The organism is Urbifossiella limnaea, assembly GCF_007747215.1.
Classification (GTDB): domain Bacteria; phylum Planctomycetota; class Planctomycetia; order Gemmatales; family Gemmataceae; genus Urbifossiella; species Urbifossiella limnaea.
In genome coordinates, this window is the sequence record NZ_CP036273.1 from 5,102,165 (window position 1) to 5,120,230 (window position 18,066).

Annotated in this window: 12 protein-coding genes and 1 other RNA gene; 9 read left to right on the top strand and 4 right to left on the bottom strand. The window is 72.2% G+C overall.

Annotated elements, in window-relative coordinates:
- Window positions 1–92: 92 nt before the first annotated feature.
- Entirely contained in the window at window positions 93–3,497 is a 3,405-nt protein-coding gene (locus ETAA1_RS20805; protein ID WP_145241870.1) for a hypothetical protein, read from the bottom strand.
- Window positions 3,498–3,717: 220 nt separating this feature from the next.
- Here ETAA1_RS20805 and ETAA1_RS20810 point away from each other — a divergent pair, with 220 nt between their 5' ends.
- On the top strand, window positions 3,718–4,104 hold the full coding sequence (locus ETAA1_RS20810) for a virulence factor (protein WP_145241872.1): 387 nt from the start codon (window positions 3,718–3,720) through the stop codon (window positions 4,102–4,104).
- A 13-nt stretch (window positions 4,105–4,117) separates the two neighbouring features.
- Here ETAA1_RS20810 and ETAA1_RS20815 read toward each other — a convergent pair whose 3' ends face one another.
- On the bottom strand, window positions 4,118–6,010 hold the full coding sequence (locus ETAA1_RS20815) for a CocE/NonD family hydrolase (RefSeq protein WP_145241874.1): 1,893 nt from the start codon (window positions 6,008–6,010) through the stop codon (window positions 4,118–4,120).
- 104 nt (window positions 6,011–6,114) lie between these two features.
- Window positions 6,115–6,516, bottom strand: a transfer-messenger RNA (tmRNA) gene (gene ssrA, locus ETAA1_RS20820).
- Between the two features lie 80 nt (window positions 6,517–6,596).
- On the opposite strand from ssrA, the gene ETAA1_RS20825 reads away from it, so the two are divergent.
- Genes ETAA1_RS20825 through hisH form a run of 3 tightly spaced genes read left to right on the top strand, consistent with a single transcriptional unit; the run spans window position 6,597 to window position 8,862 of the window.
- Window positions 6,597–7,163: a shikimate kinase gene (locus tag ETAA1_RS20825; RefSeq protein ID WP_145241876.1), complete on the top strand. Its 567-nt coding sequence runs from the start codon at window positions 6,597–6,599 to the stop codon at window positions 7,161–7,163.
- Entirely contained in the window at window positions 7,109–8,245 is a 1,137-nt protein-coding gene (locus ETAA1_RS20830) for a prepilin peptidase (protein WP_145241878.1), read from the top strand. The genes ETAA1_RS20825 and ETAA1_RS20830 overlap by 55 nt, the downstream gene beginning before the upstream one ends.
- Window positions 8,245–8,862 carry an imidazole glycerol phosphate synthase subunit HisH gene (gene hisH / locus ETAA1_RS20835; RefSeq protein WP_145241880.1) on the top strand — a complete coding sequence of 206 codons (618 nt, stop codon included), beginning with the start codon at window positions 8,245–8,247 and terminating at the stop codon, window positions 8,860–8,862. The genes ETAA1_RS20830 and hisH overlap by 1 nt, the downstream gene beginning before the upstream one ends.
- An 11-nt stretch (window positions 8,863–8,873) precedes the next feature.
- Here the strand turns inward: hisH and ETAA1_RS20840 are convergent, their stop codons facing one another.
- Window positions 8,874–11,270 (bottom strand): WD40 repeat domain-containing serine/threonine protein kinase, encoded by a 2,397-nt coding sequence (locus ETAA1_RS20840; RefSeq protein WP_145241882.1) that lies wholly within the window; start codon window positions 11,268–11,270, stop codon window positions 8,874–8,876.
- A gap of 97 nt (window positions 11,271–11,367) precedes the next feature.
- Between ETAA1_RS20840 and ETAA1_RS20845 the strand changes: the two genes are divergently transcribed.
- The 5 genes from ETAA1_RS20845 to ETAA1_RS20865 are packed head-to-tail and all read left to right on the top strand — an operon-like array spanning window position 11,368 to window position 18,066.
- Window positions 11,368–12,657: a glycosyltransferase family 4 protein gene (locus tag ETAA1_RS20845; RefSeq protein WP_145241884.1), complete on the top strand. Its 1,290-nt coding sequence runs from the start codon at window positions 11,368–11,370 to the stop codon at window positions 12,655–12,657.
- A 47-nt stretch (window positions 12,658–12,704) separates the two neighbouring features.
- The gene (locus ETAA1_RS20850; RefSeq protein WP_238389268.1) at window positions 12,705–13,118 is read left to right on the top strand and encodes an acyl-CoA thioesterase; all 414 of its coding nucleotides are present in this window, start codon (window positions 12,705–12,707) and stop codon (window positions 13,116–13,118) included.
- Window positions 13,115–14,053, top strand: a complete 939-nt coding sequence (locus ETAA1_RS20855; protein ID WP_145241886.1) for a prenyltransferase/squalene oxidase repeat-containing protein — start codon at window positions 13,115–13,117, stop codon at window positions 14,051–14,053. Before ETAA1_RS20850 ends, ETAA1_RS20855 begins: the two co-directional genes overlap by 4 nt.
- Window positions 14,054–14,060: 7 nt before the next feature.
- A complete protein-coding gene (locus ETAA1_RS20860; protein ID WP_145241888.1) occupies window positions 14,061–14,729 on the top strand; it encodes an ABC transporter ATP-binding protein in 669 nt (222 codons plus the stop codon).
- 1 nt (window position 14,730) lies between these two features.
- Window positions 14,731–18,066 (top strand): FtsX-like permease family protein, encoded by a 3,336-nt coding sequence (locus ETAA1_RS20865; protein ID WP_145241890.1) that lies wholly within the window; start codon window positions 14,731–14,733, stop codon window positions 18,064–18,066.

Sequence of the window (18,066 nt, forward strand, 5' to 3'; positions counted from 1 at the left end):
GAAGGGGTGAAGGGGTGAAGGGGTGAGGGGGTGACGAAGCGGCCGGTCGGCTCACCCCTCCACCCCTTCACCCCTTCACCCCTTCACCGGGACTAAGGGCGGGTCGGCACCGGTGTGGGGGCCGGGGCGGTGGGACGGTTGTTCTTCACGTTGATGTTGTACTGCCGGATCAGCTCGCGGAACTCGGCGGGGAACTGGGCCTCGCCGGCCTGCTGGACGCTGTCGCGCTCCCGCTTGCGGAGGTGGATGAACGCCCCGTCGCCACTCTGGGCGGTGCCACCCGAGGCCTTGTTGCGGAGCTTCTCGTCGCCGTCCTTGTCGCCCTCGGAGACGCCGGCGTTCTGCGGCTCGCCCTTGCCCGGCTCCTTGCCCGGCTGCATCCCGGGTTGCATGCCCATCCCCATGCCCATCCCCTTCGCCATGCCCATGCCGGGCTGCATCCCCATGCCCATACCGGGCTGCATCCCCATGCCCATGCCGGGCTGCATGCCGGCCGTCGCCATCGGCATCTGACCGGGTTGCGTGCCCATCATGCCGTTGGCCATCGCCGCGGCGTTGAGGGCGTTGAGCGCCTGTTGCAGGGCGTCGGCGGCGGCCATCTGGTTCATGCCGGCCTGCATCGGCTGGCCCATGCCGAGCTTCTCGCCGGCCATACCGAGCTGCTCGCCGGCCATGCCGATCTGCCCCTGCACCGACATGGGGGCCTGGGCCTGGGCCTGGGCCAGTGCCGCCTGCGCGGCCTGGTTCGCCATCTGCGACTGCTGCAGCGCCTTGGTGGCGTCGATTAGCTTCTCCTGCGTCTTCGCGATCTCGCCGGGCGAAGGCATGCCGCTCGGCATCATGCCACCGGGCATTCCGCCCATCGGCATGCCGTCCTTGGGCATTCCACCCATCGGCATGCCGTCCTTCGGCTGGCCGTCTTTGGGCTGGCCGTCCTTCGGCTGGCCGTCTTTGGGCTGGCCGTCCTTCGGCATACCCTCCATCGGCATGCCGGCCATCGGCTGGCCGTCCTTCGGCATCGCCTGGGCGGCCTGTTTGAGTGCGTCGAGCGCCTTCTGCTGGTTCTCGAGGGCTCCCATGAGGTCGCCCTTGTCGAGCGCCTTGGCGGCGTCGTTGGCGGCCTTGGCGGCATCGCTCTGCTTCGCGTCGGCGGCCTGCTTGGCGACCTGCTTCTGCAGGTCGGCGAGGTTCGGCGGCATCGGCATCGCGTCCTGCGGCATGCCGTTCATCGGCGGCATGTTCCCCTTGTCGGCCGTGGGCTGCATCCCCGCCATCGGCTGCGGCGGGAGCGCCTTCGCGGCCTCGTTCGCGGCCTCGGCGGCCTTGTTGGCGTTCTCCAGCGCCTTGGCGAGGTTCTGGGCGGCGGCCATCGGGTCCGTGTTGTTCGGCATCAGCGCGGCCTGGTCGTTGGCCTCCATGCCGCGCTTGTCGGCGAGGGCCATGTCCACGGCCTTGGCGGCCTCGGCAAGCTTCATCGCGGCGTCGGCGGCCTTTTCGGCGCCGGCCTTCGGGTCGTTCTTCGCCAGGTCCTTCTTGGCGCCCTCCTGCTTCATGCCGGCCTCGTCCACCTTCTTGGCGGCCTCGGGGGCGGCGTCCTTGAGCTTCTCGCCGACCTCCTTCGTGGGCGGCTGGAGCATCGCCTGCTCGTCGGCGAGCTTGCCCGTGTCCGGCATCTTGGCCCCGTCGGGCGGCATCTTCGGATCACCCGCCTTCGGGTCGCCCATCTTCGGGTCGCCCATCTTCGGGTCGCCCATCTTCGGGTCACCCGCCTTCGGGTCACCCGCCTTCGGGTCACCCGCCTTCGGGTCGGGCATCCCGGCCATCGGGTCGCCCTTCTTCGGCTCGGCCTTGTCGGCGGCCTGCTTGGCGTCATTGGCGAGTTGCTTCTCTGCGGCAGCCAGCTTCTCCAGGTCGCGCTTGGCGTCCTCCAGCTTGGCGATGTCGTCGCGCCGCTGCTCGATCGCCGCGGCCTGCTTGTCGAGCGCCGCCTTGGCCATCTCCAGGTTGCGAATCGCGTCCTTCTGGTCCGGCTGGGCCTCGGCCGGGTTCTTCATGTCGAGGTCGGCCTTGGCCTCCTTCGTGGCGGCGGCGGCCATGTCGAGTGCCTGCTTGGCCTCCGTGTTGGGCGGCAGCGGCGTGTTCTTCAGGGCGTCGGCCTTCTTCGTCACGTCGGCCTGCTTGGCGGTCGCCTCGGGAAGCTTCGCGTTCTGCTTCTCGGCCTCCTTCGTGGCGGCCTGCGCCTCCTTCTGCTCCTGGATCAGCTTCTCGATCTGCTCGCTGGCGGTCTTCACGGCGGCGAGCGGGTCGCGCTTGGCGAGCTCGGCGGCGGCGATGCGGCGGTCGAGTTCCTCGCGGGCGTTCCGGAGCGCGTCGACGGCCTTCTCCTGGGCCTCCTTGGCCGGGTCGGCCTTCTGCGCCCGCAGCTTGTCCTCGGCCTGCCACTGGTTCTCCTCGGCCTGCTTCCGCAGCCCCTCGGCCACCTCGGGGGCGACCTGTTCGGTCTGCCGGCGGGCGTCGCGGGCGGTCAGCGTGGCGCGGGCCTGCGCGGCGGCCAGGGCCTGCGCCTTGTCCTGCCGGGCGTCGGGGGTGTTGGCCCGGCGGTCGTCCGGGTCGGCCTTCTTCGCCGTGTCCTCGTTCAGCTTCTCCTGCTCCTTCAGGGCGGCGTCCACCTTGTCGCGGGCGGCGCGGAGCGGGTCGGTCGGCGGCTGCCGCAGCGCGGCGGCCAGGTCCTTCAGCTCGTTGGCGTGCTTCCGCTCGCGCTCGGCCGCCTCGCTCGTGGCGTCCTGCTTGAGGATGCGGGTGGTGAACGTCATCTCGGAGCCGAGCTTGGCGCCGCGGGCCTTCACGTCGGCCTTGTCGGCCCGCTCCTTCTCGGCGGGCGTCATGCTCGGGAGGAGCTTGTCGATCTGGCGGAACACTTCCGCGACCTCGGCCCCGAGCTGGGCCTGCTTGTCGGCCACGTCGTCGCGGTCCACGGCGAGCTCGCGGGGGGTGCGGCCGGGGCGCCGGGCCACGAGGTTGCTCTGCGTGTCCTTGTACACGTCGAGTTGCTCGGAGGCGGCGCGGTCGAGCCGGGCGGCGGCCTCGTTCAGGTTGCGGATCAGTTCGAGCCGCACGAGCATGCCGCGGAGCTGGGCCACCACCTCGCGGTGCTTGTCGTACGCCCGCACCTGCTCGGCCGACGCCTTCTCCTGGTCCGGGGCGGCGACGGCCGCTTCGAGGTGGGCGATGATGGCCTGGATCTCGGTCTGGCTGAGCCCCTTCAAGGAGTCGGCCACGTCCTCGATCATCTTCCGCTCGGCGGACGGCGACAGCCGCTGGTAGATCATGGCGTCGATGGTGGACGACGCCCGGCGGGAGGCGTCGGCGACGCGGGCCTGCACCTTCTTCTGCTCGTCGCGCTGCTTCGCGGCGTCGTTCCCCTTCGAGGCGAGGCCGACGACGAGGGTGAGCAGGAGGGCCGCGACCGGGAGTTGCAACCAGCGACCGGCGGGCATGTGAAGCCTCCGAGGCGACGGGCGTGGCCGCGGGGAGGCGCGACCGGGTGGGTTCTACCAGTATTCGACCGACGGCCGGGGATTGCAACCGGAAACTGCCGGTTGCGCAGACGGCCGTTACAGGGCGTTACAGTGGTCGCCCGCGACCGGCCGACAGGCACCACGGCGCGGCGTGCGGTAGCATCAACCCCGACGGGCAAGAAACGGACCGGAGCCGCACATGGCCGCGACGACGACGCAGGAACCCCGGACGGGGACGATTCGGCCTGGCCTGCCAGCCTCGTTCAAGCGGGAGGGGACGGTGTACGCCATCGCCTTCGCCATGGACGTGGAGTTGCTGCGGACGCATTACGGCGACCCCTACAACAACGCGTACCTGGAAATCCGCCGCGTGCTGGAGCGGCACGGATTCCAGTGGCAGCAGGGGAGCGTGTACTTCGGCTCGCCGACGGTCACGGCGGCGACCGTGATGGTCGCGGTGATCGACTTGACGACCACGCTGCCTTGGTTGGCGTCGGCGGTGCGCGACATCCGGATGCTGCGGATCGAGGAGCTGAACGACCTGATGCCGGTCGTTCAGCGCGTCGCCGGGCTAACTGACGAGTGAGGCGCATCGCGCCTCACGGCTTCACAACCCGCAGCGTCACGCCGCTCGGCATCGCCGCCGAGCGGTACACCCGCTGCGTCGCCGGCTTGAAGGCGTCCTCGCCGCAGCTGTAGATGTCGCAGAACGTCTGCGGGTTGCGGTCGAACAGCGGGAACCAGCTGCTCTGCACCTGTACCATGATGCGGTGCCCGCTGCGGAAGCAGTGCCCCACGTCCGGCATCGAGAACCGAATCACCGCCGGCTTCCCCGGCTCGAACGGCTCCGGCTTCGACAGGCTGTTGCGGTACTTCCCGCGGAACGGCTCGCCGCGCACCAGCTGCTGGTAGCCGCCCATCTTTACGCCCGTCGGGTTCGGGTCGGGGTCCGGAAAATCGTCCGGGTACACGTCGATCACCTTGATGACGAAGTCGGAGTCGGTGCCCGTGGTGCTGACGTGGAGCTCCACCTCGATCGGGCCGGCCACGCACACGTCCGCGGGGAGCACCGGCGTCTGATAGACGAGCACGTCCGGCCGGCGGGACGCGAACCGCTGGTCGGCGGTGAAGTAGTCGTTCTCCATGCGCGGCGACGTCTTCTCCGTGTACGGCACCGGCCGCCGCGGGTCGCTCACGTACTCGTCGAACCCGCCCTCCCCCGTCGGCCGGGCCGTCGTCAGGGCGCCGTTCGGGGCGAATGAGAACGTCACCTTCGTGGCGTCGGCCGGGGGCCAGGTGTCCCAGCGGCGCCAGCGGTTGGTACCGGTCTCGAACGCCAGCGCCGCCTTCGGCAGGTCGGCCGCCGGGCCGCCGCGGAGGTGCTGCTCGAAGAACGGCAGCTCCACCTTCTCGCGGTACCACGCCGAGGTCTTAGCGCGGAACTTCACCGCCCCGAGCGCGTCGCCGTCGTTGGACGCCCAGCCGCCGTGCGTCCACGGGCCGACCACGAGCACGTTCTGCGGGGACTTCGGGCTGGTCGCCGCCACGCGGTTGTAGCAGTTGAACGTGCCGGCGATGTCCTCGGCGTCGTACCACCCGCCGACGGTCATCACCGCCGGTTTGATGTCCTTGATGTGCGGGCGGAGGTTGCGGGCGGCGCAGTAGTCGTCGTAGTCGCCGTGCGCCTTCTGGTCCTGCCAGAACGGGTCGATCGTCGGCAGCACCTTGTCGAGGTTCCGCAGCGGCCCCATGTCGAGGAAGTACTTGTACCCGTCGGGCGTGCCGTAGTCGGGGTCGCGGGTGTCCCTGAGGCCGTACATCTTGGGGTTCAGCTTGGGGAACATGCCGAAGAAGCGGAAGTTGTGCGCGAGCACGAACGCCCCGTTGTGCCGGCAGTCGTCGCCGTCGAAGAAGTCGAGGACGGGCGCCTGCGGGCTCACGGCCTTGAGCGCCGGGTGGGCGTCGATCATGCCGCAGGCCGCGTAGAAGCCGGGGTACGAGATGCCGGCCATGCCGACGTTGCCGTTGTGGCCCGGCAGGTTCTTGGTGAGCCACTCGATGGTGTCGTAGGCGTCGGTGCTCTCGTCCACGTCGGCGGGCGTCGGCTTCTTCGCCTTGTGCGGCGTGCCGTGGACGAACGTCCCCTCGGACTTCATCCGCCCGCGCACGTCCTGGTGGACGAAGATGTACCCGGCCCGCCAGAAGTGCGGCGACGGGGAGAGCCGCGTCGGCATCTGGTCGGGGCCGTACGGGCCGACGCCGTAGGGCGTCCGCGTGAACAGGACGGGGTACGTCTTCGACGTGTCCTTCGGGACGTAGGCGACGGTGAAGAGCTTGGCCCCGTCGCGGACCGGGACGCGGTACTCGAATTTCGTGTAGTTCGAGCGGACGTAGTCGAGGTCGTCCGCCGGGGTGGTGAAGGCGGTCTGGGCGTAGGCGGCGGCCGACAGGCCGACGAGAAGGGCGAATCCGAGCAGGCAGCGGCGCGGCATCGGCGGGGCTCCGGGGGCGGGGAGGCACGCCGATTGTCGGGTACGAGGAGGTGTGAGGGCAACGAGAAAGCCCGGGGACCGCGGCCCCCGGGCTTCGGGTTGTCGAGTGGAGGCGCCGGGAATTGAACCCGGGTCCCGTGGCACTTTCGTGCCGGCATCTACGTGTGTAGCCCGCCTATGCCTGGAGCCTGTCCCGAGGGCTTGCCCCGTGTTCGCCTTTCGCGACCCCAGCGGGCAGGGTTCGCGGTCGGCTATCGGCCAGAGTTTTTAGCGGGGGTGGCCGCCGAATCGAGCCGGTCGCCCGGCCCTCGAACCCCCACGAGCCTGACTTGCGTCCGACTCGGTTCCTTTCAGGCGAAGGAACCGATACGGCCTGCGGGTCTTACGCCGCGAGGGAGAACTGCGGTTCAGCAGTTAAAGTTCGATCAGTTTTTTACGTGGCCTACTGATCAACCACGACACGCCACCGGACACGTCCGATACCCGGTCGATACCAGATCGCCCCCGAATACCGCCACACCCTTCGATGCGGCACCCGCAGTATACGGTTCACCGCGGCGGAAAGAAATCCGAATAGAACACCGCCATGTCCGCCACCTTGATCCTGCTCGTCGGCCCGCGCGGCTCCGGCAAGTCCACCGTCGGCCCCGAACTGGCCCGGCGCCTCGGCTGGGCCTTCGCCGACGCCGACGAGTTGGTCGAGAGCACCGCCGGCATGTCGATCGCGGCCATCTTCGCCGCCGAGGGCGAGGCCGGGTTCCGCGACCGCGAGGCGGCGGCGCTCGAGTCGCTGTGTGCGCTGCCGAACCGCGTCGTCGCCACCGGCGGCGGGGCGGTGCTGCGCGAGTCCAACCGCGCGCTGTTGAAGCGGTCCGGGTTCGTGGTGTGGCTGACCGTGACGCCGGAGGTGGCGTTCGAGCGGATGACGGCCGACCCCACGACCGCAGCCCGGCGCCCGAACCTGACGGCGGCCGGCGGGCTCGGTGAACTGCGGGAGCTCATCGCGTCCCGCGAGCCGCTTTACCGGGCGGTGGCCGATTTCACCTGCGACACGGGCGGCGCGTCGCCGGACGCCGCCGCCGCCGCTATCCTCACGGCATGGACCAACTTCCGCTCTACGTCTGGTCCGGCGCCGCGCTCGTCCTCGGGCTGATGGTCGGGTCGTTCCTGAACGTGCTGGTGGCCCGCCTTCCCTTCGAAAAGAGCATCATCTGGCCCGGCTCGCGCTGCTTCAGCTGCTACCGCCCCGTCCGAATCTTCGACAACCTCCCGATCATCGGCTACCTCGTGCTCCGCGGCCGCTGCCGGTTCTGCGGGGCGACGTTCTCGTCGCGCTACCTGTGGGTCGAGGTCGGCACCGGGCTGGCGTTCCTGGCGCTGTTCCTGGCGGAGGTGGTGTTCAACTGGTTCAACTTCCCCGGGTTCGGCTTCGACCCGCTGCGGGCGACGATGCCGGCGTGGCCGGCGGTGGCGCTGTTCTGCTACCACGCGACGCTGCTGTCACTCCTGATCGCCGCGGCGGTGGTGGACGCCGAGCACCGCGTCATCCCGCCGCTGATCCCGTTCACCGGGCTGGTGGTCGGCGTGGCCGGGGCGGCGCTCATCGGCTGGCCGTGGCCGCACCCCGCGGGCGCGGCGGCGGCCGTCGGCGGGCCGAAGGCGATGCCGTGGATGCTGGTGCTCGACGCGGGTCCGGTGCCGATCGGGGCGCAGCCGTGGCCCGCGGTCGGCCCGCCGCCGGCGTGGGCCGCGGCCGGGTCGTGGAAGCTCGGCCTGCTGAACTCGCTGGTCGGGGCGCTGGCCGGGTCGCTGGTGGTGCGCGTCGTGAAGCGGCTGTTCGAGACCGGCTTCGGCCGGGAGGCGCTGGGGCTCGGGGACGCCGACCTGCTGATGATGGCCGGGGCGTTCCTCGGCTGGCAGCCGGTGGTGCTGTCGCTGTTCGTGGGGGCGTTCGCGGCACTGCTGGTCTTCAAGCTGCCGACGCTGCTCCTGGCCGCCGTCCGGGGCACCGGCGTGGACCGCGAGTTGCCGTTCGGCCCCGGCCTGGCCGTCGGCGTGGTGGTGACGTGGTTCGGGTGGCCGTGGTTGGCGCCGCGGGTGCAGCCGGTGCTGTTCGACCTGCAATCCATGCTGTTGATCGTGGGCGTGATCGGCGTCGGGATGCTGGCGTCGGGCCTGCTCCTGCGGCGCAAGGCCGAGCCGGCCCCGCCCGAGCCGCAGCCGGTGGGGAAGTAATGGCCGCCGACGTCGTGATCGTCGATTACGGGATGGCGAACCTGCGGAGCGTCCAGAAGGCGTTCGAGCGGGTCGGCGCCGCCGCGGAAGTCACGCCCGACCCGGACCGCGTCGCGGCGGCGCGGAAGGTGGTGCTGCCCGGAGTGGGGGCGTTCCGCGACGCCATCGCCCGGCTCCGCGAGACCGGCCTCGCCGAGGTGCTGTCCGACCACGTCCGCGCCGACCGGCCGTTCCTCGGCATCTGCCTGGGCTACGAGCTGCTGTTCAGCCGCAGTTTCGAGGACGGCGTGTTCCCGGGCCTGGACCTGTTCCCCGGCGACGTGGTGCGGTTCCCCGAGGTGCGCGGCCTGAAGGTGCCGCACATGGGGTGGAACACGCTTCGGCCCACGCGGCCCGGGTGCCCGCTGCTGGCGGGGCTGCCGGCGGACCCGGCGGTGTACTTCGTCCACTCGTACTACCCGGTGCCGGCCGACCCGACGCTGACCGCGGCCGAGACCGACTACCCGACCCCGTTCGCGTCGGCGGTGTGGCGCGGCAACGTGTTCGGCACGCAATTCCACCCGGAGAAGAGCCAGGACGTGGGGCTCGCGATGCTGCGGAACTTCGCCCGGCTGTAACGCCTCCGCACCTACTTCCCCAGCGGTACCAGCACCACGCGGCCGCCGTCGAGCGCCGCGGCGAGCACCCGCCCGCTCGTCGAGAACGCCAGTGCCTTCACGCCACCGGGCAGCGCCAGTTCACCCGTAATCTTCCCCGTCGCCGCCGCGAACACGACCAGCTTCCCGCTACCGGTACCGACCGCGACGACCGCCTCGTCCGCGGACACCGCCACTGCCGTCGCCCGCGGCCTCGTCGGTGGTTGAAAGAACCACTGCCTTCGTTCCAGCGGCAGTTCGTAGCGCAGGTCGGAGCGGTCGGCCCCCGGCAGGTGTCGGCCGGGAACCGGTTCGATCCCGGCGAGGTACAGCCGCCCCGACTCCGGCGCGACGGCCCCGAGCGGCGGGCCGGGTACGTCCGTCATCGGCTCGATCGTCCGCACGGCCCCGCCGGCGAACGGCACGACCCGGACGGTGTCGCCGAAGGCGACGCACGCGGACCCGTCGGCGACGACGAGCACCTCGCGGACGCCGTCGGCGGGCACGGCCAGCCGGCTGGTGACGCGCCCGGCGGCGAGATCGACGCGGCACAGGTCGCCGTCCTGAGGCACGACGACGGCGGTTTTGCCGTCCGGCGCCACGGCGGCGGTTCGCGCCCGGGTGTCGGGCAGGTCGATGACGCGCACCGCGCCGGCGGCCCACGCCACGAGCCGACCGGCGCCGTCGGCCGCGACCGCGACGCGGCCGTCCGGGGCGAGCGCGGCCGCGTGGTCCGACACCTCCGCGGCCGGGAACCGACCGGTCGGCGTCAGTTCCGGCAGCGTCAACTCCTCGGGCGCCCGGCCGGCGCGGGCGACGACGAGCCGCGAGTCGTCGCCCGCGAACGCCAGCGCGCCCACGGCCCGGCCGGTGGCGGTCGCCGCGACGAACGGCGCCCCCTTCGCTTGTAACTTGTCCGTCGGCGCCGGCAGCTTCCGCAGCAGCCCGGCGGCCGCGACCGCGATCGGGGTCGCCGGGTGCCTCGCGCGGAAGTCGATGACGCGGCGGCGGACGGCGTCACGGTCCTCGGCCGACGCGACCGCGGCGCGCAGGTCGCGCAACTCCTCGGCGGGCGTCGGCGGCGGCGGCGGGCGCTCGACGGGCGGCGACGGCTGCCGCCGGAGCACGCCGGTGCCGACCAGTACGCCAAGCCCGAGCGTGACCGCGGCCGCCGGGAGCACCCAGCCCCACCGCGTCGGCCGCGAGATCCGCCGCGGTTGCACCCGCGCCTTGGCCTGCGACTCGGCCTCGTCCACGAGCTGCTCGAACTCCGACTGCCACGCCTCCGCCGGCAGCACGTCGGACGGCTCGACCGGCCCCGCCGCCTGCGCCGCGGCCGGCGCGACCACTTCCGCCCGCGCCCCGGCCCGCAGCGCCAGCAGCGCCTCGGCCACGGCCGCGGGCGTCGGGTAGCGGTCGTCCGGGTCCTTCGCCATCAGCTTCGTCACCAGCGCGGCCAGCGGCGGCGGGGCGGGGCCGCCCGGCGTCACCACCGGCGGCACCGGCAGACTCGCGTGCGCCATCAGCTTCTCGACCGCGGACCCGGCATACGGCGGGCGGCCGCTCAGGAGGAAGAACAGCGTCGCCCCGAGGCCGTACAGGTCGGCGCGGATGTCCGCCCCGTGCGGGTTGCGGGCCTGCTCCGGCGGCATGAAATCCGGCGTGCCGAGCATCACCCCGTCGGTCGTCAGCAGCCCGCCGGCCATCGAGGCCGCGGCGTCCCCGGCCCGGACGCCGGACAGGCCGAGGTCCATCAACTTGACCACCCGGGTGGCCCGCTCGCGCATCAGGTTCGAGGGCTTGATGTCGCGGTGGACGAGGCCGCGCTCGTGGACGTACTGAAGCGCCTGGCACGCCTGGTACGCCACGAGGCAGGCGTCGGCCGGGGTGAGCGGGCCGCCGTGGATCACGGTGCTCGCCAGGTCTTGCCCGTCGATGTACTCGGTGGCGAGGTACAGCCGCCCGCCGGCCTCGCCGGCGTCGAGGGCGCGGACGACGTGCGGGTGTTCGAGGCTGGCGGTGAGGCGGATTTCGCGGGCGAACCGGCGGACGATGTTGCGCGACGACAGCCGGTCGGATCGGATGACCTTAACCGCGTCGATACGGCCGAGGCGGACGTGGCGGGCCATGTAGACGCGGCCCATGCCGCCCTCGCCGAGCAGGTCGAGGAGCAGGTACGGGCCGACGACGAGGGTGTCCGCCTTGCCGGCGAGAAGGGCGTCGGCCTGGAACTTCGTGGCCCAGCCCTTCTCGACGAGCCGCCCGACGACCCGCTCGGGCGGGTGGCGGCCGCGACCGGCCGCGTCCTCGACGCGGCGGAGCTGCGACGCGCTGAGGAGCGGGACCCGCTTCAGCGCCGCGAGGATGGTGTCCGCGGTGGGGGCCGGCATGTACGGTCCGGGTCGCGGGACGGGCCTATCCCCTAAGAATAGCTCACGGGCGGGCTGAAAGCCTAGCCGCAACCGCGGGTAGTTCGTGTGAGGGCCGATGCGAATCGCGTTCGTCACCGCCGGCGCCGCGGGCATGTTCTGCGGCAGCTGCATGAGGGACAACACCCTCGTGGCCGCGTTGCGCCGCCGCGGCCACGACGCCCTGCTAATCCCCACTTACACGCCGATCCGCACCGACGAGGCGGACGTGAGCCAGGGCCGCGTCTTCTTCGGCGGCATCAACGTCTACCTGCAAGAGAAGTCGTGGCTGTTCCGCCACACGCCGTGGCTCACCGACCGCCTGCTCGACGTGCCGCGGCTCCTGCGCTGGGTGTCGCGGTTCGCCGGCCGGGTGAAGTACAGTGAGCTCGGCGGCCTCGCCGTCTCGATGCTGCGGGGCGAGCACGGCCACCAGCGCAAGGAAGTCGAGAAGCTGGTCGCGTGGCTCGAAGCCGAGGTGAAGCCGGACGTGATCCTGTTCACGAACGCGCTCCTGTCCGGCGTCATCCCGCCGCTGCGCAAGCGGCTCGGCGTGCCGATCTGGGTGACGCTTCAGGGCGACGACATCTTTCTGGACGCGCTTCCCGAGAAGGACCGGGCCGCCTGCGTGGACCTCATCCGCGCGAACACCGCCGACGTGGCCGGCTTCCTGAGCACGAGCCGGTTCTACGCCGACCACATGAGCGCGTACCTGGGCGTGCCGCGGGAAATGGTCCGGGTGGTGTACCCCGGCATCACGCTGGAGGGCCACGGCGGCGAGCGGCCGCCCCGCCGCGACGGCCGTCTGACGGTCGGCTACTTCGCCCGCGTCTGCCCCGAGAAGGGGTTCCACCACGCCGTCGAGGGGTTCGTCACGCTGATGAAGGGGGCCGACGCCCCGGACGCGGTCCTGCGGGCGTCCGGGTGGCTCGGGGAGAACGACAAGCCGTTCTTCCGCGAGCAGGTGGCGAAGCTCGCGGCCGCGGGGCTGGCCGAGCGCTTCGAGTACGTGGAGAGCCCGACGCACGAGGCGAAGGTGGAGTTCCTCCGCGCCGCGGACGTGCTGTGCGTGCCGACGACGTACCGCGAGCCGAAGGGGCTGTACGTGTTGGAGGCGTGGGCGAACGGGCTCCCGGTGGTGCTGCCGGAACACGGCACCTTCCCGGAACTGCTGGCCGACGGCGGCGGCCTGCTCGTGCCCCCGGGCGACCCCACGGCGCTGGCCGCGGCGCTGCGGCGGGCGCTGGCAGATCACGACTGGCGCGACGCCGCCGGCCGGGCCGGCGCCGCGGCGGTCCGCGAGCGGTTCACGGCCGACGTGATGGCGCGGGAAACCGAACTCGTTCTGCAGCAGGCCGCGGTAAGATGACCCCGGCGACGAACTCGAAACACCGAACTCGGAACTCGAAACTGCGCATGTTCACCACCACCCGCCGCGTCGAGTTCGGCGACACCGACATGGCCGGGATCATGCACTTCTCCCAGTTCTTCCGCTTCATGGAGGTCGCGGAGACGGACTTCCTCCGCGCCCGCGGGCTGAGCGTGAGCTGGCGCCGCGACGGCGTGAAGTGGGGCTTCCCCCGCGTCTCCGCGGCGTGCGACTTCAAGACCCCCGCCCGCTTCGAAGACGTGCTGACCATCGCCGTGACGGTCGAGAAGATCGGTACCAAGTCGGTCAGCTACCGCCACGACATCACGAACCAGCACGGGGCCGCGGTCGCCGTCGGCCGCATCACGTCCGTGTTCTGCCGGTCGCTCGGGCCCGATCACATCGAGAGTGTGGACATCCCGCCGGACGTGCGCGCAAAGCTGGAAGGCCCGGCGGCATGACCGAGCCGTACCTCACCCGCTTGACGACGCGCCTGCTCGACGGCGTCGAACGCCTCCCGGCCGATGTCCGGGAGCGGACCGCGGCTTACGTCCTTCGCCAACAGTTGCCCGACGGCGGCTGGCCCGGCCGCGAGGGCGGGTCGGACGTGTACTACACCGGCTTCGCCCTCCGCTCGCTGGCCGTGCTGCAAGCCCTCGACCCCGTCGTTTGCACGAACGCCGCCGGCTTCCTGCGCACGCGCATGGGCGGGTCCGGCAGCGTGATCGACCTGTTCTCGCTGGTCGTGTGCGGCTACCTGGTGCCGCTCGGGGGCGGGCCGGACGTGCTGGGCGAAGCGCCGCCCGACTGGCGCGAGCGCGTTGCCGCGGTGCTGGAAACGCACCGTTCGCCCGACGGCGGCTACGGCAAGACGCCCGCGGCGCCGCACGGCAGCACGTACACCAGCTTCCTAGTCGTGCTCTGTCAGCAGTTGCTCGGAGTCCCCGCGCCGGAACCGGCGCGCCTGGCGGCGTTCGTCCGCGGCCGGCGGCGCGACGACGGCGGGTACGTGGAAATCGGCGCGATGAAGCGGAGCGGCACGAACCCGACCGCGGCCGGCGTCGGCGTGTTGCAGGTGCTCGACGCCCTCACCGACGACGCCCGCGCCGCCGTCGCCGACTTCCTGGCCGCGCTGCCGGCCGCGTTCGAGGGCGGGCTCCGCGCCAACGACCGCATCCCGGCCGCCGATTTGCTCTCCACCTTCACCGGCGGCTGGACGCTCGACCAGCTCGGCCGCGCCGACAAGCTCGACTGGCCCGGCGTGCGCGACTTCGCGCTGGCGTGCGAGGCGGCGGCGGGCGGGTTCCGCGGCGGGTTGTGGGACGACCGGACCGACGTGGAATACACCTTCTACGGCCTCGGCACGCTCGCCCTGGCCGCCCTCCACACGGACTGACGCCGCGATGTCACTGGCCGTCCGCGACCTGTCGAAGGATTACCCCACGCGGTCCGGGCCGCTCCCGATCCTCCGCGGCGTGAACCTCGCTCTGGCCCGCGGCGAGTCGCTCGCCGTGATGGGGCCGTCCGGCTCCGGCAAGAGCACGCTGCTCCACATCCTCGGCACGCTCGACCGGCCCACCGCGGGGAGCGTCACGCTCGACGGCACCGACCCGTTCACGCTGCCGGAGGCGGAGCTGGCCGCGTTCCGCAACCGGCGCATCGGCTTCGTGTTCCAGGACCACCACCTCTTGCCGCAGTGCAGCGTGCTGGAGAACGTGCTGATCCCGACGCTCGTCAGCCGCGACACCGACCCGAAGGAAACGGAGGCGTACGCCCGGCAGTTGCTGGAGCGCGTCGGCCTCGTGGGCCGGCTCGACCACCGGCCTGCCGAGCTGTCTGGCGGCGAGCGGCAGCGCGTGGCGGTGGCGCGGGCGCTGGTGCTGAAACCGCTGCTGCTGCTGGCCGACGAGCCGACGGGGAACCTCGACCGCGCCACCGCCGGGGCCGTCGGCGAGCTGCTGCTGGAGCTGCACCGGCAGGAGAACACCGTGCTGGTGGTGGTGACGCACAGCCCGGAGCTGGCGAAGCTGTTCCCCCGCCGGGCGGAGATGACCGACGGGGCGCTGATTTAACATGCTCACCCTGCCGCGCCTCGTCGCCCGCAACCTGCGCTTCCACTGGCGCGGCAACGTCGCCGTGCTGCTCGGCGTCGCCGTCGGGTCGGCGGTGCTTACCGGCGCGCTGCTCGTCGGCGACTCGCTCCGCGGCAGCCTCCGCGCCAAGGCCGAGCGCCAGCTCGCCGGCGTGCAGGCGGCGGCGTTCTTCCCGCGGCCCGTCCGCGCCGCCGTCTCCCCGGCCGAGGCCGCCCCCGCGCTCGTGTTGCCGGGGTCGTTGCAACTCGGCGACGACGGCTACCTCGGCCGCGTCACAGTGTACGGCGTCGACCGAAGCTTCGGCCGCGGCGTGTTCGCCGCCGTGGACTGGAACGCGACCTTCAAGCGCGGCACCGCCCCCGTCGTGCTGCCGCACCGCGTCGCCGACCGGCTCGGGGCGAAGGTCGGCGACCGCATTACGATCGGCGTGCAGCGCTTCTCCGACCTGCCGCGCGCGTCGTCGCTGGCGAAGCGCGGGGCCGACGACGTGGCCGCCGCCGATGGCTACGTAGTCGCTGCCGTGCTGCCGCCCGAGGCGCAGGCCGGCGACTTCAGCCTGTCGCCGACGCCGGCCGCGCCGCTGAACGTGTTCGTCCCCATCGCCGCCCTCTCGGACCAGGCCCGCGACGAGACAGACCGCTCGGCCGCGCCCCTCGCCACCGCCCTGTTCGGGTGGGGCAGAGCCGACACCCTTACCGACGCGCTGAAGGCGAACCTGACGCCCGCCGACCACGGCGTCCGCCTGCGGGTGTCGCGGAAGGAGCGATACCTCAGCGTCGAGTCGGACCAGCTCGTACTGCCGGCGGCGCAGGTGGACGCGACCCGCGCGGCCGCCGCCGACCTGAAGCGGCGCGCCGAGCCGACCGTGGTGTACGTCGCCGACACGCTCGCCGGCGGCGGCAAGGAGTTGCCGTACCCCGTGGTCGCGGGGCTGAACGCCTCGGCCGCGGCGCCACTGGGGCCCTTCCTGCCAAAGGGCGTCGCCGAGTTGAAGGACGACGAGGTGGTGCTGCCGGAGTGGCCCGAGAACCCATTCCGCGGCCTCGCCCCGGGCACGCCGCTGACGCTGACGTACTACCACCCCGACATCGAGGGCGAAGGCAAGGTGCTGACCGCGGCGCTGACGTTCCGCGGGTTCATCCCGCTGGCCGGGGCCGCGAACGACCGCGACCTGACGCCGGCCGTCCGCGGCGTGACCGACGAGCGGGCCAACCTCTTCGACTGGGACCGCCCGCCGATGCTGCCGAAGGCCCGCATCCGCGAGCGGGTGCCGGACAACGGCCCGCGCGCGAAGTTCTGGAACGCCTACCGCGCCACGCCGATGGCCTACGTCAACCTCGCCACCGCGGAGCGCCTCTTCGCCGGCCGCTTCGGCACGGTCACGTCGGTCCGCGTCGCCCCGGCTGAGGGCGAGACGGCTGAGCAACTGGCCGACCGGTTCGGCCCCGCGCTGCTGACACGCCTCGACCCCGCGGCGTCCGGCATGGCGTTCCAGCCGGTGCGGGACCGGTTGTTGGCCGCGAGCCGCGGCGGCACCGACTTCGGCGGGCTATTCCTGGGTTTTAGCTTCTTTCTGATCGCGGCGGCGCTGATGCTCGTGGGCCTGCTGTTCCGCCTGTCGCTGGACCGGCGGGCGAAGGAGATCGGCCTGCTGCTCGCGGCCGGGTTCGCGGTGAAGCACGTCCGCCGGCTCGTCCTCGCGGAGGGCTTGTTGCTCGCGGTCGTCGGCGCGGCCGTCGGGCTCGGCGCGGCCGTGGCGTACAACCGGCTGCTGCTCGCGCTCCTCATTCGACTGTGGCCCGACCCCGAGGTCGGCACCTTCCTCGAACCGCACGCCGCCCCGCTGAGCTTCGGCGTGGGCTTCGGGCTGACCGTGCTGATGGCCGTCGGCGCGTTGTGGCTGAGTGTGCGAGGCCTCGTCCGCGTCGCGCCGCCGGCGCTGCTCCGCGGCGAAACCACCGTCGCGGTCGCCGGCCCTCCGAAGCCGCCACGCCTCGCTCGCTGGCTGCTGCTCGGCGTGCCGGTCGGCGTCGTCCTCATCGCGGCGGGCTCGTGGGTCGGCAACCCGGACTACCGGGCGATGACGTTCTTCGGCGGCGGCGGGCTGCTGCTCACGGCGGCGCTCGCGGGAGTGTGGTTGTGGATGAAGCGCACCCGACACGCCGAGGTGAACGGCCGCGGGCTGGCGGCACTGGCGCGACTCGGCAGCCGCAACGCCGCACGCAACCCGGGCCGGTCACTGCTGACGGCGGCGCTGCTGGCCGCGGCCGCGTTCCTGCTCGTCGCCGTCGAGAGCTTCCGCCGCGACACCGGTAAAGACTTCGCCGCGGTCGGCGGCGGCAGCGGCGGGTTCAACCTCCTCGCCGAAGTCGACGTGCCGGTCTACGACCCCGTCCGCGCGCCGGGGGCGGAGGTGGTGCCGCTGCGGCTCAAGGGCGGCGACGACGCCAGCTGCATGAACCTGTACCAGGCGACGCGGCCGCGGGTGCTCGGCGTCCCGGAGTCGCTCGTCACCCGCGGCGGGTTCCACTTCTACCAGACGGAAGCGGACACGCCCGAGGAGCGCGACAACCCCTGGCTGCTGCTGAACCGCACGTACCCCGACGGCTCGGTGCCGGTGTTCGCGGAGAACAACACGGCCGTGTGGATGCTGCACGTCATGGTCGGCGGGACCGTCACGCTGCCGGACGACGCCGGGAACGACGTGAAGCTGCGCCTCGTCGGCACGCTCACCGACAGCCCGTTCCAGAGCGAGCTGCTGATGGCCGACGGGCGCTTCCTGAAGCTGTTCCCGCAGCAGGACGGCAGCCGCGTGTTTCTCGTTCACGCCGACGCGGAGCGCGACGCCACCCGCGCCTTACAAGCCGCGCTTCGCCCGAACGGCGTCGTGGTCACGCCGACGCGCGAGAAGGTGGCGGCGTACCAGGCCGTGGTCGGGGCGTACCTGTCCACGTTCCAGTTGCTCGGCGGCTTCGGGCTGCTCCTCGGCGTGCTCGGGCTCGCCGTCGTACTGCTCCGCGGCGTGTGGGAGCGCGTCGGCGAACTGGCGCTGCTGCGGGCCGTCGGCTACCGGCCGCGGGCGTTGCAGGTGCTGGTGCTGTCGGAGAACGCCTTCCTGCTGCTGCTCGGGCTCGCGGCCGGCGTGCTGGCGGCGCTGGCGTCGGTGGCGCCGCACGTCGCCGGCGGGGCGAGCGTGCCGTGGGGCCGGCTGGCGCTGATGCTCGGCGGCGTGCTCGTGGCCGGATTCTCCGTGGCGGCGGCCGCGACGGCGGGTATCCTGCGGGTGCCGGTCGTCCCCGCCCTCCGTCGGGAGTGA

Coding starts and splice junctions, on each gene's coding strand:
- ETAA1_RS20805 (WP_145241870.1), bottom strand. CDS start 3,497: ATGCCCGCCGGTCGCTGGTTGCAACTCCCGGTCGCGGCCCTCCTGCTC.
- ETAA1_RS20810 (WP_145241872.1), top strand. CDS start 3,718: ATGGCCGCGACGACGACGCAGGAACCCCGGACGGGGACGATTCGGCCT.
- ETAA1_RS20815 (WP_145241874.1), bottom strand. CDS start 6,010: ATGCCGCGCCGCTGCCTGCTCGGATTCGCCCTTCTCGTCGGCCTGTCG.
- ETAA1_RS20825 (WP_145241876.1), top strand. CDS start 6,597: ATGTCCGCCACCTTGATCCTGCTCGTCGGCCCGCGCGGCTCCGGCAAG.
- ETAA1_RS20830 (WP_145241878.1), top strand. CDS start 7,109: ATGGACCAACTTCCGCTCTACGTCTGGTCCGGCGCCGCGCTCGTCCTC.
- hisH (WP_145241880.1), top strand. CDS start 8,245: ATGGCCGCCGACGTCGTGATCGTCGATTACGGGATGGCGAACCTGCGG.
- ETAA1_RS20840 (WP_145241882.1), bottom strand. CDS start 11,270: ATGCCGGCCCCCACCGCGGACACCATCCTCGCGGCGCTGAAGCGGGTC.
- ETAA1_RS20845 (WP_145241884.1), top strand. CDS start 11,368: ATGCGAATCGCGTTCGTCACCGCCGGCGCCGCGGGCATGTTCTGCGGC.
- ETAA1_RS20850 (WP_238389268.1), top strand. CDS start 12,705: ATGTTCACCACCACCCGCCGCGTCGAGTTCGGCGACACCGACATGGCC.
- ETAA1_RS20855 (WP_145241886.1), top strand. CDS start 13,115: ATGACCGAGCCGTACCTCACCCGCTTGACGACGCGCCTGCTCGACGGC.
- ETAA1_RS20860 (WP_145241888.1), top strand. CDS start 14,061: ATGTCACTGGCCGTCCGCGACCTGTCGAAGGATTACCCCACGCGGTCC.
- ETAA1_RS20865 (WP_145241890.1), top strand. CDS start 14,731: ATGCTCACCCTGCCGCGCCTCGTCGCCCGCAACCTGCGCTTCCACTGG.